This is a genomic window from Streptomyces sp. NPDC014889, assembly GCF_043081205.1.
Lineage (GTDB): Bacteria > Actinomycetota > Actinomycetes > Streptomycetales > Streptomycetaceae > Streptomyces.
Map to the genome: position 1 here is coordinate 1 of NZ_JBIBWH010000019.1, position 14778 is coordinate 14778.

6 protein-coding genes, 1 tRNA gene and 1 rRNA gene are annotated in these 14778 nt (G+C 70.2%); 7 read left to right on the top strand and 1 reads right to left on the bottom strand.

The window, feature by feature from the left end:
- The 3 genes from rrf to ACF09J_RS30770 form a co-directional block, all read left to right on the top strand.
- Window positions 1–90 (top strand): 5S ribosomal RNA (gene rrf, locus ACF09J_RS30760); the annotation flags it as partial.
- Between the two features lie 114 nt (window positions 91–204).
- Window positions 205–885: a DegT/DnrJ/EryC1/StrS family aminotransferase gene (locus tag ACF09J_RS30765; RefSeq protein ID WP_392308834.1), complete on the top strand. Its 681-nt coding sequence runs from the start codon at window positions 205–207 to the stop codon at window positions 883–885.
- A 41-nt stretch (window positions 886–926) separates the two neighbouring features.
- Window positions 927–1002: transfer RNA gene (locus ACF09J_RS30770), tRNA-Thr, on the top strand.
- Between the two features lie 55 nt (window positions 1003–1057).
- Here ACF09J_RS30770 and ACF09J_RS30775 read toward each other — a convergent pair.
- The gene (locus ACF09J_RS30775; protein WP_392308730.1) at window positions 1058–3811 is read right to left on the bottom strand and encodes a SpoIIE family protein phosphatase; all 2754 of its coding nucleotides are present in this window, start codon (window positions 3809–3811) and stop codon (window positions 1058–1060) included.
- 375 nt (window positions 3812–4186) lie between these two features.
- Here ACF09J_RS30775 and ACF09J_RS30780 point away from each other — a divergent pair, with 375 nt between their 5' ends.
- From ACF09J_RS30780 to ACF09J_RS30795, 4 genes are all read left to right on the top strand, one after another.
- Window positions 4187–9694, top strand: coding sequence for a HAMP domain-containing protein (locus tag ACF09J_RS30780; protein ID WP_392308731.1), 5508 nt, complete (start codon window positions 4187–4189; stop codon window positions 9692–9694).
- A 292-nt stretch (window positions 9695–9986) separates the two neighbouring features.
- Window positions 9987–10667, top strand: a complete 681-nt coding sequence (locus ACF09J_RS30785) for a two-component system response regulator (protein WP_392308732.1) — start codon at window positions 9987–9989, stop codon at window positions 10665–10667.
- Window positions 10668–10844: 177 nt separating this feature from the next.
- Entirely contained in the window at window positions 10845–13601 is a 2757-nt protein-coding gene (locus tag ACF09J_RS30790; RefSeq protein WP_392308733.1) for a DNA translocase FtsK, read from the top strand.
- Window positions 13602–13880: 279 nt separating this feature from the next.
- Window positions 13881–14723, top strand: coding sequence for a helix-turn-helix domain-containing protein (locus ACF09J_RS30795; protein WP_392308734.1), 843 nt, complete (start codon window positions 13881–13883; stop codon window positions 14721–14723).
- Window positions 14724–14778 lie beyond the last annotated feature (55 nt).

Here is a 14778-nt window from a genome sequence, read left to right on the forward strand (position 1 = left end):
CCCGGTTACATTCCGAACCCGGAAGCTAAGCCTCACAGCGCCGATGGTACTGCAGGGGGGACCCTGTGGGAGAGTAGGACACCGCCGAACAAATTTTGAGAGGGTTGGACCCCGAACTTCGGTTCCGGGTCCAACCCTTTTTTGTTTTCCGTCACTTGACGTTCATGTTGCCCAACCAGCATCCGCCTCATGGGTATTGCTGCTCTGCTCAGGGCCGCCGGCGTCGGAGTCGGTGACGAGGTCGTCGTGCCGGCGTTCGGCAACCTGGAGGTCGCCGAGGCCGTGACACAGGTGGGCGCCCTGCCGGTGTTCGCCGACATAGACCCGGCGACGTACTGCCTCGACGCCTCCGCCGTCGAACAGGCACTGACCGCGCGCACGGCGGCCGTGGTCGCCGTGCACCGCTTCGGACGGTCCGCCGACATGGGGCGGCTGCACGCGCTGGGCCGGCGGCACGGGCTGCTGGTGCTGGAGCAGGGCGAGTCCGAGGTGCCGTACGACGAGACGGCGCAGCGCAGGGAGCGTGCCGCCTATCTCGACACCAGGCTGCGGGGCGTGCGGACACCCGACGGCGGTGACGGGCACACCTATCAGCAGTACGTGGTACGGGTGCCCGGGAACGGCCGGCCGGACCGTGACGCCTACGCACGCGCCATACGCGCCAGGGGAGTTGACTGCCGGGTGCCCGTGAAGACCCCCGTGCACCGGCTGCCGGAGTACCGTCGGTGCGTGTCCCTTCCGGAGACCGAGAGGGCCGCCGAGGAGACGCTGGCGCTGCCCGTGGACGCCTCGTTGACGCGCCGGGAGATGCATCGGATCGTCTCGGTGTGCAACGCGCTCGGCGGGCCGATCGTGGTTGGGAGCACGGCCCTGTTCGGGGTATGATCTATTCCGTTGCCGCGGGGGAAACTCCGAAAAGGCGACCGGCCCCCATAGCTCAGTCGGCAGAGCGTCTCCATGGTAAGGAGAAGGTCAACGGTTCGATTCCGTTTGGGGGCTCCAAAGAAAAAGGCCCTCACCCTTTCGGGTGAGGGCCTTTTTCATGCCCTGCGGCGCCCTACTGCGGCAGGCCCGGCACCCGCATCGCCAGGATCGCCATGTCGTCGGACGGGGCGTCCGTGGCGAAGCGCTCCACGGCGCGCATGATGCGGGCCGCCACCGCACCGGCCGTCAGGCCCGTACAGGTGGTGAGGACGTCCGCGAGACCGTCGTCGCCCAGCATCCGGGAGCCCTCACGGCGCTCCGTGACGCCGTCCGTGACGCACAGCAGCACGTCACCCGGGTCCAGCGTGACCGTCTGCTCGTACAGCTCCAGGTCCTCCATGACGCCGAGCAGCGGCTGGGGGTCGGCGGCCGGCTCCACCGTGCCGTCCTGGCGCAGGCGCAGCGGCAGCGGATGGCCGGCGCAGACCACCTTCAGCCGGGCGCTGCCGTCCTCCTGCGGCCACAGCTCGCCGTACAGGAGCGTGAGGAAGCGGCTGCGGGCGCCCTCGTCGAGGATCGCGGAGTTCAGGCGCTCCAGCACCGCCGGGCCGCCGAAGCCCTCGCGGGCCAGCAGCCTGAGCGCGTGCCGGGCCAGGCCGGTCACCGCGGCCGCCTCGGGGCCCGTACCGCAGACGTCGCCGATGGCGAAGCCGTAGGCGCCGTCGCGGATGGGGAAGAGGTCGTAGAAGTCGCCGCCGACCTCGTTGCCCTCGCCGGCCGCGCGGTAGATGACCTCGACCTCCACGCCCTCGACGTCCGGGAGCCCCGGCGGCAGGAGGCTGCGCTGGAGGGACTGGCTGATGGCCGTGCGCTCCGAGTACAGGCGGGCGTTGTCCAGGGCGAGGGCGGCCCGGCGGCTCAGGTCCTCGGCCAGCTCCAGGATCTCCTGGCGGAAGTGTTCGTCGGCGGGCTTGCCGAGGGTGAGCATGCCGATGACGCGGTTGCGGGCGACCAGCGGCAGGACGACCGTCTCGCCGCCGACCGCGGAGGCCGTGGCGAGCGTCGGTCCGATGGTCGTACCGATCCGGTGGTGGGAGTCGCCCAGGCTGAGGCTGCGCATGGAGCTGCGCAGGGCCGCCTGGTGGGCCGCCTCGCCGGGGGCGGTCCACACGCGCGCTCCGGGCGTGGGCACCGGGTCCGGCGGGGCGATCTTGGACAGCAGGGACTTGATGCCGTCGATCAGTTCCTCGTCCTCGTGCAGGACGTAGGACAGGTAGGGATCGGAGGCCTGGTCGGCGATCGTGTAGACGGCGCACCAGGTGGCCAGGGTCGGGACCGTCATCTGCGCCATCAGGGCGAGGGTCTGGTCGCGGTCCAGGGTGCCGGCCAGCAGGTCGGAGGCCTCGACGAGGAAGCTGAGGGAGCCGCGGCGCAGCCGTTCCAGCTCGCCCAGGCGGGCCGACTCGACGGCCAGGGCGATGCGGTCGGCGGCGAACTGCAGGCGCAGCGCCTCCTCGTTGGAGTACCGGCCCGGCGCCTCCGCGGCGACGCCGAGGGAGCCGGTGAGGCGGCCCTCGACCTTCAGCGGGACGGTGACGACCGAGCGCATGCCGGTGCTGTTGAGGAGGGGGACGGCGCCGGGGACTGCGGCGAGGTCGTCGTGGACGGCGGGCATCCGGGCGGAGCCGTAGCGGCCGGGGCCCGCCTCGACGGGGACGCGGGCGAAGCGCTGGCGCGCGGAGGGCAGTCCGGTGGACGCGCGGACCTCCAGCTCCGTCTCGTCGTCGGTGGCCAGCAGGAGGAAGGCGGCGTCGCCGTCGAGCATGTCGCGGGCGCGTTCCACGGTGCGCTGCAGCAGGCCGTCGAGGTCGTCGGGGGCGGGGGAGCCGATGAAGACCTCGAAGGGGTCGGCGCTGGGGCCGTCGGGGGTGCTTCCCGTGTCGGAGGTCGCCGGGAGGCGCAACGGGGTCTGGAGCACGGCCCGTTCGTGGTCGCGTACGAGGAGGCAGACCGTGGAGGGCTCGCCGTCGGTGTCGCGGACGCGGAGGTGGGAGGCGTAGACGGGGATGACGCGGCCGTGGGCGCCGCGGACGCCGTAGCTGCCTTCCCAGCGGGAGAGTTGGAGCGCCTCGGCGATGCCGGTGCTGGTGCCGGGGGTGTGGGGCCAGGCGGCGAGGTCGGTGAGCGGCTTGCCGGTGACCTGCTTGGCGGCGTACCCGAACAGTTCCTCGGCGTCCTCGTTCCAGGCGGTGATGGAGCCGCCGCGTTCGATCTGGACGACGGCCACGCGGACCCGGCCGTCGGCGAGGGGGAGGAGGTCGGCGGGCAGGCAGGGGCCGGCGGTGCGGGTGCCGACGGGGCGCTCGGGCAGGTCGAGTTGGAACCAGACCTTCTTGTGCGTCGGCGAGTACTCCACGCCCCAGCGGCCGGCCAGGGCCGCGCACAGCTGCAGGCCGCGGCCGCCCTCGCGGTCGGGGCTGCCCATGTTGATCGCCGAGCTCTGCACCGGGAGCTCGCGCTCGGGGTAGCGGTCGGACACCTCGATGCGCACCCCGTCGTCGCTGCGCAGGCACAGCACGTCGGCCGCTGTTCCCGCGTGGACGACGGCGTTGGTGACCAGTTCGCTCGTGAGGACCACCGCGTCGTCGACGATGTCTCCGAAGCCCCACCCCTGGAGGGTGTCGCGGACGAAGGACCGGGCGGTCGCCACCGATCGGCCCAGGGGATCGAAGCTGGCGGCCGCGCGCGCGGTGATCACAGAACTCCTCGTCCGGTTGTCGACGTGCAGACCTTGGTGGCCGATGGGCTCGCGCCGCTGTTCCGGCAGCTGCGGTCCGTTCGGTTGTGGCTCCGGGGTAGGTCCCCCGGGGATCACTCCGGTGGTCATGTCTGCGGCCGCCCTCCGATGCCCGCTCGTTCCGTGCCACCGCCCAGGCCGGACGGACCGGTGCGGCTGGACAGCCCCATGCAAGGTTACTTACCTTCGCCGTCCACGCGGATGCCGGTCGCCAGTGTTTCCGCCCCGAGGGTGTGCGGAGGGTGTGCGAAGCTGCCGAACTGTTATGGCCTGGTTCGGCCGGGGTGAAACACTGGGCAGGCTTGTGGTGAACGTCCGGGCAGGCTGAGTGTGCTCTCTGCACCCAGAGCGGAGGCTCTCTCTGTGGGCTGATTACATCGGACAGGAATACGCAGTAGTAACCGGTACGCCGAGCCGGCGTACCGCAGTACAGCGGTAACGGTCGACCCCTGCGGGAGGGACACAGTGGAGTCTGGCGCAGCGACGCGGGGCACGAAGACGCGCGCGAAAGGCGGACAGTCCCCCAAGAACCGGCGCATGGCGCGTGGCGGGACCACCGAGGTGGACACGGCTTCCCTGAACCGACTGCTGGCCGCCCTGGTGTCGATGCGCGACGGGAATTTCCGCAGGCGGCTCACGGTGCCCGGCGACGGCGTGATGTCGGAGATCGCGGCTGTCTTCAACGAGGTGGCCGACCGCAATCTGCACCTGACGGGCGAGTTGTCGCGGGTGCGGCGCATGGTGGGGCGTGAGGGAAAGCTCACCGAGCGGCTGGAGACGGGCGCCTGCGAAGGCTCCTGGGCGACCGCGATCGACCATTCCAACGCGCTCGTCGACGATCTCGTACGGCCCGTCTCGGAGGTCGGCCGGGTCCTCTCCGCGGTCGCCGAGGGCGATCTGTCGCCGCGCATGGAACTGCGTTCGCAGGCGCCGGAGGGGGCCGGGCATCCGCTGCGCGGTGAGTTCCTGAAGGTCGGGCGGACCGTCAACAACCTGGTCGACCAGTTGTCGACGTTCACCGACGAGGTCACGCGGGTGGCCAGCGAGGTGGGCACGGAGGGCAAGCTGGGCGGTCAGGCCCGGGTGCGCGGTCTGTCCGGCTCGTGGAAGGACCTCACCGACTCCGTCAACACCATGGCGTCCCGGCTGACGGCCCAGGTGCGCGACATCGCGCTGGTCACGACGGCGGTGGCCAAGGGCGATCTGTCGCGGAAGGTGACCGTCCACGTCGCCGGCGAGATGCTGGAGCTGAAGAACACCGTCAACACGATGGTGGACCAGCTCTCCGCGTTCTCCTCCGAGGTGACGCGGGTCGCCCGTGAGGTGGGCACGGACGGCATTCTCGGTGGTCAGGCGCATGTGCCGGGGGTCGACGGCACATGGAAGGAACTCACCGACTCGGTGAACCTGATGGCCGGCAATCTGACGGCGCAGGTGCGCGGGATCGCCCAGGTCACCACCGCCGTGGCGAACGGCGATCTGTCGCAGAAGGTTACCGTGCCGGCGCGTGGCGAGGTCGCGCAGCTCGCGGACACGATCAACCAGATGACCGAGACGCTGCGCATCTTCGCGGACGAGGTCACACGGGTGGCCAACGAGGTCGGCGCCGAGGGCCGCCTGGGCGGGCAGGCGAACGTGCCGGGGGTGGCCGGCACCTGGAAGGACCTCACCGACTCCGTCAACACGGTGTTCCGGAACCTCACCACGCAGGTGAGGGACATCGCCACCGTGACGACGGCCGTGGCCAGCGGTGATCTGTCGCAGAAGGTCACCGTGGACGTGGCCGGCGAGATGCTGGAACTGAAGAACACCGTCAACGGCATGGTGGACCAGCTCTCGTCCTTCGGCGCCGAGGTCACGCGGGTGGCGAGGGAGATCGGGGTCGAGGGCGAGCTGGGCGGTCAGGCGCAGGTGGCGGGCGCGGCGGGGACCTGGAAGGACCTCACCGACTCCGTCAACACCGCGTTCCGCAACCTCACCGGTCAGGTGAGGAACATCGCCCAGGTGACGACGGCCGTGGCGAACGGTGATCTGTCGCAGAAGGTCACCGTGGACGTCTCCGGCGAGATGCTCCAGCTGAAGAACACCGTGAACACGATGGTGGACCAGCTGTCGTCGTTCGCGGACCAGGTGACCCGGATGGCCCGGGACGTGGGCACGGAGGGCCGCCTGGGCGGTCAGGCCCGTGTGGACGGTGTGTCCGGCACCTGGAAGGAGCTCACCGACTCCGTCAACTTCATGGCCGGCAACCTCACCTCCCAGGTGCGGCAGATCGCCCAGGTGACGACGGCCGTGGCGCGCGGCGACCTCTCGCAGAAGATCGACGTCGACGCGCGCGGGGAGATCCTGGAGCTGAAGAACACCATCAACACGATGGTGGACCAGCTCTCCGCCTTCGCCGACCAGGTCACCCGGGTCGCCCGTGAGGTGGGCACGGAGGGCCGCCTGGGCGGTCAGGCGCAGGTTCCCGGCGTCGCCGGTGTGTGGCGGGACCTCACGGACTCCGTGAACGGCATGGCCGGCAATCTCACCGCCCAGGTGCGCAACATCGCGCAGGTCGCCACCGCGGTGGCCCGCGGTGATCTCTCGCAGAAGATCACCGTGGACGCGCGCGGGGAGATCCTGGAGCTGAAGAACACCCTCAACACGATGGTGGACCAGCTCTCCTCGTTCGCCCAGGAGGTCACCCGTGTGGCCCGTGAGGTGGGTACGGAGGGCATCCTCGGTGGTCAGGCCGAGGTCCAGGGAGTCTCCGGCACCTGGAAGGACCTCACCCAGTCCGTGAACTTCATGGCGAACAACCTGACCATTCAGGTGCGCAACATCGCCGAGGTCACGACCGCGGTCGCCAAGGGCGACCTTTCGAAGAAGATCACCGTCGACGCCAAGGGCGAGATCCTCGAGCTCGTCACCACCGTCAACACGATGGTGGACCAGCTGTCGTCGTTCGCCGAGCAGGTCACGCGGGTGGCCCGTGAGGTGGGCACCGAGGGCATCCTCGGCGGTCAGGCGCACGTGCCCGGGGTCGTGGGCATCTGGAAGGACCTCAACGACAACGTCAACCTGATGGCCAACAACCTGACCATGCAGGTGCGCAACATCTCCCAGGTCGCGGCCGCGGTCGCCAACGGCGATCTGACGCGGACGGTGACCATCGAGGCGCGCGGTGAGGTCGCGCAGCTCGCGGACACGTTCAACACCATGGTGAAGACGCTGAGTTCGTTCGCCGACCAGGTCACCAAGGTGGCCCGTGAGGTGGGCACGGACGGCATCCTCGGCGGCCAGGCGTACGTCCCCGGGGTCGCCGGCACCTGGAAGGACCTCACCGAGTCCGTGAACCAGATGGCGTCCAACCTGACCGGTCAGGTGCGCAACATCGCCATGGTCACCACCGCCATCGCCAAGGGCGATCTGACCAAGAAGATCGACATCGACGCGCGCGGGGAGATCCTGGAGCTGAAGACGACCATCAACACGATGGTCGACCAGCTGTCGTCGTTCGCCGAGGAGGTCACCAGGGTGGCCCGCGAGGTGGGCACAGAGGGGCAGCTCGGCGGCCAGGCGCGCGTGCGCGACGTCGACGGCACCTGGCGGGACCTGACCGAGTCCGTGAACGAGATGGCCGGGAACCTCACCCGGCAGGTGCGTGCCATCGCGCGCGTGGCGACCGCGGTCACCCGCGGCGATCTGAACCTGAAGATCGACGTCGACGCCTCCGGCGAGATCCAGGAGCTCCAGGACTACATCAACAAGATGATCGCCAACCTGCGCGACACCACGATCGCCAACAAGGAGCAGGACTGGCTCAAGGGCAATCTCGCCCGCATCTCGGCGCTGATGCAGGGCCGCCGCGACCTCCAGGACGTGGCCTCGCTGATCATGAGCGAGCTGACGCCGGTGGTCTCGGCACAGCACGGTGCGTTCTTCGTCGCCATGCCGCTCGCCGACGACACGGACCCGGTGAGCGAGGGCGACGACTCCTACGAGCTGCGGATGCTGGGTTCGTACGGCTACTCGCTGGGCTCCATGCCGACGTCGTTCCGGCCGGGCGAGGCGCTGATCGGGACGGCCGCGCAGGAGAGGCGCACCATCCTCGTCGACAACGCGCCCAGCGGCTATCTGAAGATCTCCTCCGGGCTCGGCGAGGCGCCGCCCGCGCAGGTGATCGTGCTGCCGGTGCTGTTCGAGGGGACGGTGCTCGGTGTCATCGAACTGGCTTCGTTCACGCCGTTCACGCACATCCAGAAGGACTTCCTGAACCAGATCGCGGAGATGATCGCCACCAGCGTCAACACCATCTCCGTCAACACCAAGACCGAGCAGCTGCTGAAGCAGTCCCAGGAGCTGACCGAGCAACTGCGCCTGAGGTCGGAGGAGTTGGAGCAGCGGCAGAAGGCGCTCCAGGCGTCCAACGCCGAACTGGAGGAGAAGGCCGAGCTGCTGGCCCAGCAGAACCGCGACATCGAGGCGAAGAACTCCGAGATCGAGGAGGCCCGGCAGGTCCTCGAGGAGCGTGCCGAGCAGCTCGCGGTCTCCATGCGGTACCGCAGCGAGTTCCTGGCCAACATGTCGCACGAGCTGCGTACGCCGCTCAACTCCCTGCTGATTCTGGCCAAACTGCTCGCCGACAACGCCGAGGGCAACCTGTCCCCGAAGCAGGTCGAGTTCGCCGAGACGATCCACGGCGCGGGCTCCGACCTGCTCCAGCTGATCAACGACATCCTGGACCTGTCGAAGGTCGAGGCGGGCAAGATGGACGTCTCGCCGACGCGCATCGCGCTCGTCCAGCTCATCGACTATGTTGAGGCGACCTTCCGTCCGCTGACCGCGGAGAAGGGCCTCGACCTGTCCGTACGGGTGTCGCCGGAGCTGCCCGCGACGCTGCACACCGACGAGCAGCGGCTGCTCCAGGTGCTGCGCAACCTGCTGTCCAACGCGGTGAAGTTCACCGACTCCGGATCGGTGGAGCTGGTCATCCGTCCCGCCCGGGACGATGTTCCGCAGCCGATCCGCGAGCAGTTGCTGGAGGCCGGCTCGCTGGCCGACCCGGACGCGCCGATGATCGCCTTCTCCGTCACGGACACCGGCATCGGCATCGCGGCCAGCAAGATGCGGGTGATCTTCGAGGCGTTCAAGCAGGCCGACGGCACCACCAGCCGCAAGTACGGCGGTACCGGGCTCGGGCTGTCCATCTCGCGGGAGATCGCGCAACTGCTCGGTGGCGAGATCCACGCCCAGAGCGAGCCGGGCCGTGGCTCGACGTTCACCCTGTACCTGCCGCTGCACCCGGGGGAGCTGCCGCCGCAGGGCTACCAGCAGCCCGGTTCCGTGCTGGACGCCGGCCACCTGGTCGCCGTCCCCGGGCCGGATGCGTCCGGGCAGGCCGCCGAGCAAGTCGAGACGCCGGCCGAGGTGAAGTCGTACCAGGAGACGCAGAACGGTCCCGCCGCGCTCTTCCGGCGCCGCCGCAGGGCCCTGCCGTCCACCGAGCCCAGGCCGGCGCAGCACGGGCAGCCGCTCCAGGAGCAGTGGGTGGTGGCGTCGTCGGGCCCGGCGGAGCCGGAGTCCGTCCCGCAGGGGCACCGCGACATCCGCTTCGGCGGCGAGAAGGTGCTCATCGTCGACGACGACATCCGCAACGTCTTCGCCCTGACCAGCGTCCTGGAGCAGCACGGCCTGTCCGTGCTGTACGCCGAGAACGGCCGCGAGGGCATCGAGGTGCTGGAGCAGCACGACGACGTGGCGGTCGTCCTGATGGACATCATGATGCCGGAGATGGACGGTTATGCGACGACCACGGCGATCCGGCGGATGCCGCAGTTCGCCGGGCTGCCGATCATCGCGCTGACCGCGAAGGCGATGAAGGGCGACCGGGAGAAGGCGATCGAGTCGGGCGCCTCCGACTACGTGACCAAGCCCGTCGACCCCGATCACCTGCTGACCGTGATGGCGCAGTGGATGAGCGGGGAGTGACGGGGACGGCGGTGACCGGAACGTTCGCGGGGCGCGGGACGTTGTCGGCTCGAAGGCCCCGGAGCCGTGTAGAAGTGCGGAATCCGGGGAACCTTCTGGTCTCCCGCGGCGTTTCTGCCAGGTGCACAGTGACATCACGGTGACAGGGTGTGGCGACGGGCGGGGTGCGGCTACGATGACCGGCACAAGGACGGGCGGCGCAAGGGCGTCGTCCCCTGGGGCGGCACCCGCCGGTGCCTCCCCGGTACCTGCGGACAGGGGCGGCCCCAAGCCGGGGCGAGGAGGGCGGGCCATGGTGCAGAAGGCCAAGATCCTCCTGGTCGATGACCGGCCGGAGAATCTGCTGGCGCTGGAGGCCATCCTCTCCGCGCTCGATCAGACGCTGGTGCGGGCATCGTCCGGGGAGGAAGCGCTCAAAGCACTGCTCACGGACGACTTCGCGGTGATTCTGCTGGACGTCCAGATGCCGGGCATGGACGGCTTCGAGACGGCCGCGCACATCAAGCGGCGGGAGAGGACCCGGGACATCCCGATCATCTTCCTCACCGCGATCAACCACGGCCCCCATCACACCTTCCGCGGCTATGCGGCGGGCGCGGTGGACTACATCTCCAAGCCGTTCGACCCGTGGGTGCTGCGCGCGAAGGTCTCGGTCTTCGTGGACCTGTACATGAAGAACTGCCAGCTCAAGGAGCAGGCGGCCCTGCTGCGGCTCCAGTTGGAGGGCGGCGGCAAGGGAGCGGTGGGCGACGGCAGGGAATCGGCCGGTCTGCTCGCCGAACTCTCCGCCCGTCTCGCCGCGGTCGAGGAGCAGGCGGAGGCGCTGTCCAAGCAGCTGGACGACGAGTCCGCCGACGCGGCGGCGGTCGCCACGGCAGCGCATCTGGAGCGCAAGCTGACGGGCCTGCGACGCGCCCTGGACGCGCTGGAGCCGGGCACGGGGAGCGCGTCGTCGCTGCCTTCGCAGGGCTGAGTCCGCACCCGGAGCGCGGGGCCCTGCCCGCTCGGCGAGCGGCGGGATCGGGCCAGGCCGGCCGCGATGTACAGCTCTTGAGGGCGTGTCAGCCCGGCTCCTCTCCGGACACGACACGAACGGGTGAAGCAGCGGGCGCACGTGTCCGCCGTCGTCTCCCCCGGTAACCTCACACCCATGGCCTCACGTCCCTCCGCAGCCAAGAAGCAGCCCGCGAAGAAGGCTCCCGCTTCCGGGGCGGCTCCGGCGAAGAAGGCCGCCGCGAAGAAGGCCCCGGCCAGGAAGGCGCCGGCCAAGAAGGCCGCGGGCAAGGCCGCGCCCCGGCCGGCGCCCAGCCCGACGGGAGGCGTGTACCGGGTTGTGCGCGCCCTCTGGCTCGGACTCGCGCACGCCGTCGGCGCCGTCTTCCGCGGAGTCGGACAGGGCGCCAGGAACCTCCACCCCGCGCACCGCAAGGACGGCGTCGCGCTGCTGCTGCTCGCCGTCGCCCTGATCGTCGCCGCCGGCACCTGGGCCGATCTGCGCGGGCCCGTGGGCGACCTGGTCGAGATCCTGGTGACCGGCGCCTTCGGCCGGCTGGACCTGCTGGTGCCGATCCTGATCGCGGTCATCGCCGTCCGCTTCATCCGGCATCCCGAGAAGCCCGAGGCCAACGGACGGATCGTCATCGGCCTTTCCGCCCTGGTGATCGGCGTGCTGGGGCAGGTCCACATCGCCTGCGGCTCGCCCGCCCGCAGCGACGGCATGCAGGAGATAAGGGACGCCGGCGGGCTCATCGGCTGGGGCGCGGCGACCCCGCTGACGTACGCGGTGGGCGAGGTGCTCGCCGTACCGCTGCTCGTGCTGCTCACGGTGTTCGGCCTGCTGGTCGTCACCGCCACCCCGGTCAACGCGATCCCGCAGCGGCTGCGGCTGCTCGGGGTGCGGCTCGGCATCGTGCACGACCCGGAGGCCGAGGAGTACGGCGACGACGACGAGCGCTACGAGGAGCAGTGGCGCGAGGTGCTGCCGGCGCGCTCCCGCAAGCGCCCGAGCGCCCCCGAGCAGGACTACGACCCCGACGCAGCGGAGCAGGAGGCCCTGACCAGGCGGCGTTCGCGTCCGCGTCGCTCGGCGGTGCCGCAGCCGGACTCGCAGCGGCAGATGGACGCCGTGGACGTCGCCGCCGCTGCGGCCGCCGCACTCGACGGCGCGGTGCTGCACGGCATGCCGCCCTCGCCGATCGTCGCGGACCTCACCCACGGCGTGGGCGTGGGCGACCGCGGCGAGAGCACCACCCCGACGCCCGTGCCCGCCGCACGCCCCGGACAGGACGGCCGGAGCGGGCGGTCCGCGCAGGAGCCGCCGGCCCAGCGGCCCGCCGGCCGGAAGCAGTCCGGGGTCCCCGACCTCACGAAGACCCCGCCGCCCCAGACCCGCGACCTGCCGGCGCGCGCCGAGCAGCTCCAGCTCTCCGGGGACATCACCTACTCCCTGCCCTCCCTCGACCTGCTGGAGCGGGGCGGGCCCGGCAAGGCGCGCAGCGCGGCCAACGACGCCATCGCCGCCGCGCTGACCAACGTCTTCACCGAGTTCAAGGTCGACGCGAGCGTCACCGGGTTCACCCGCGGCCCGACGGTCACCCGCTACGAGGTCGAACTCGGGCCCGCCGTGAAGGTCGAGCGCATCACCGCGCTGACCAAGAACATCGCGTACGCGGTCGCCAGTCCGGACGTGCGGATCATCAGCCCGATCCCCGGCAAGTCCGCGGTCGGCATCGAGATCCCCAACACCGACCGGGAGATGGTGAACCTCGGGGACGTGCTGCGGCTCGCCGAGTCCGCCGAGGACGACGACCCGATGCTGGTCGCCTTCGGCAAGGACGTCGAGGGCGGCTACGTCATGCACTCGCTGGCGAAGATGCCGCACATGCTCGTCGCCGGCGCCACCGGCTCCGGCAAGTCGTCCTGCATCAACTGCCTGATCACGTCGATCATGATGCGGGCGACCCCCGAGGACGTCCGGATGATCCTGGTCGACCCCAAGCGCGTCGAGCTGACCGCTTACGAGGGCATCCCGCACCTGATCACGCCGATCATCACCAACCCCAAGCGGGCCGCCGAGGCCCTGCAGTGGGTCGTGCGCGAGATGGATCTGCGGTACGACGACCTGGCGGCGTACGGGTTCCGGCACATCGACGACTTCAACCGCGCCGTGCGCGAGGGCAAGGTGAAACCGCCCGAGGGCAGCGAGCGCGAGCTGCAGCCCTACCCCTACCTGCTGGTCATCGTCGACGAGCTGGCCGACCTGATGATGGTCGCCCCCCGGGACGTCGAGGACGCCATCGTGCGCATCACCCAGCTCGCGCGCGCCGCCGGCATCCACCTGGTGCTCGCCACCCAGCGTCCCTCGGTCGACGTGGTCACCGGTCTGATCAAGGCGAACGTGCCCTCCCGGCTGGCGTTCGCCACCTCCTCGCTGGCCGACTCGCGCGTCATCCTCGACCAGCCGGGCGCCGAGAAGCTGATCGGCAAGGGCGACGGGCTGTTCCTGCCGATGGGCGCGAGCAAGCCGACGCGTCTTCAGGGCGCGTTCGTGACCGAGGCGGAGGTCCAGGAGGTCGTACAGCACTGCAAGGACCAGATGGCGCCGGTCTTCCGGGACGACGTCACCGTCGGCACCAAGCAGAAGAAGGAGATCGACGAGGACATCGGCGACGACCTCGACCTGCTGTGCCAGGCGGCCGAGCTGGTCGTCTCCACGCAGTTCGGCTCGACGTCCATGCTCCAGCGCAAGCTGCGCGTCGGCTTCGCCAAGGCGGGGCGGCTGATGGACCTCATGGAGTCCCGGAACATCGTCGGGCCCAGCGAGGGATCCAAGGCGCGTGACGTTCTTGTGAAGCCCGACGACCTTGACGGAGTGCTGGCCGTGATTCGTGGGGAGTCTGAGGGGTAGCAGGAAGACGCCGTCCGGCGGACGCTCCGGCCGCGGGTGGGCACGTGGACCGTGATCCACCCGTTAGCGAGCGACGGGCAACCGTTTCGCCTGGGCGTACGTCAAGTTGAGCGAGAGGACCGGTGCGGGTCCAACCCTGGACGCCACATCTGTCCCACCATCGGATTGTCCGGCCATTCCGATGGCGTACAAAGTCCTACCGCCGGGTCGCTTCACCCTTTGGCACCTCCCTAGACTGAACCTCCAGCACAGGCGGCTACACGCTCGAAAGGCGCCCCCGTGTCCATCGGCAACTCCCCTGAAGACGAGCGTCCCTTCGAAGACGTTTCCGAGGAAGCCCGCCCCTCCGTCGGCCGTGCCCTGAAGGAGGCACGACTCGCCGCTGGGCTGACCGTCGACGACGTCAGCAGCGCCACCCGGGTCCGCGTCGCCATCGTGCACGCCATCGAGGCCGACGACTTCGCGCCCTGCGGCGGCGACGTCTACGCCCGCGGCCACATCCGCAACCTGGCGAAGGCCGTGCGTCTCGACCCGGCCCCGCTGCTCGCGCGCTTCGACGCCGCGCACGGCGGCCGCCCCGCCCCGACCCCGGCCGCCCCCCTGTTCGAGGCGGAACGCATCCGCCCGGAGCGGCGCGGGCCCAACTGGACCGCGGCCATGGTCGCGGCGATCGTCGTCGTGATCGGCTTCGTCGGCTTCACGGCGTTCAAGGGCGGCAACGACGACACCGGCGCCAAGGGGCAGATCGGCGAGGGCCCCACGCCCACGGCCGGCGCCTCGGCCCCGGCCACACCCAGGAGCAGCAAGCCCGCCGACCCGACGCCCGCCCCGTCCGACAGCGCCATCGCGGCCGCGCCGCAGGACAAGGTGACCGTTCAGGTCAGCGCCGACAACGGGCGCAGCTGGATCTCCGCCAAGGACCACAACGGCCGGATGCTCTTCGACGGGCTGCTGCAGAAGGGCGAGTCCAAGACCTTCCAGGACAGCTCCAAGATCAACCTGATCCTCGGCGACGCCGGCGCCATCCAGCTGTACGTCAACGGCAAGAAGATCGAGGACCAGTTCCAGCCGGGCGCCGTGGAGCGCCTCACGTACACCAAGGGCGACCCGCAGGTCGGTTAGTGCCGCGGCACCGGCGGACGGTGCGCGGTCGTACACAAAGGGCCGAACAGACAGG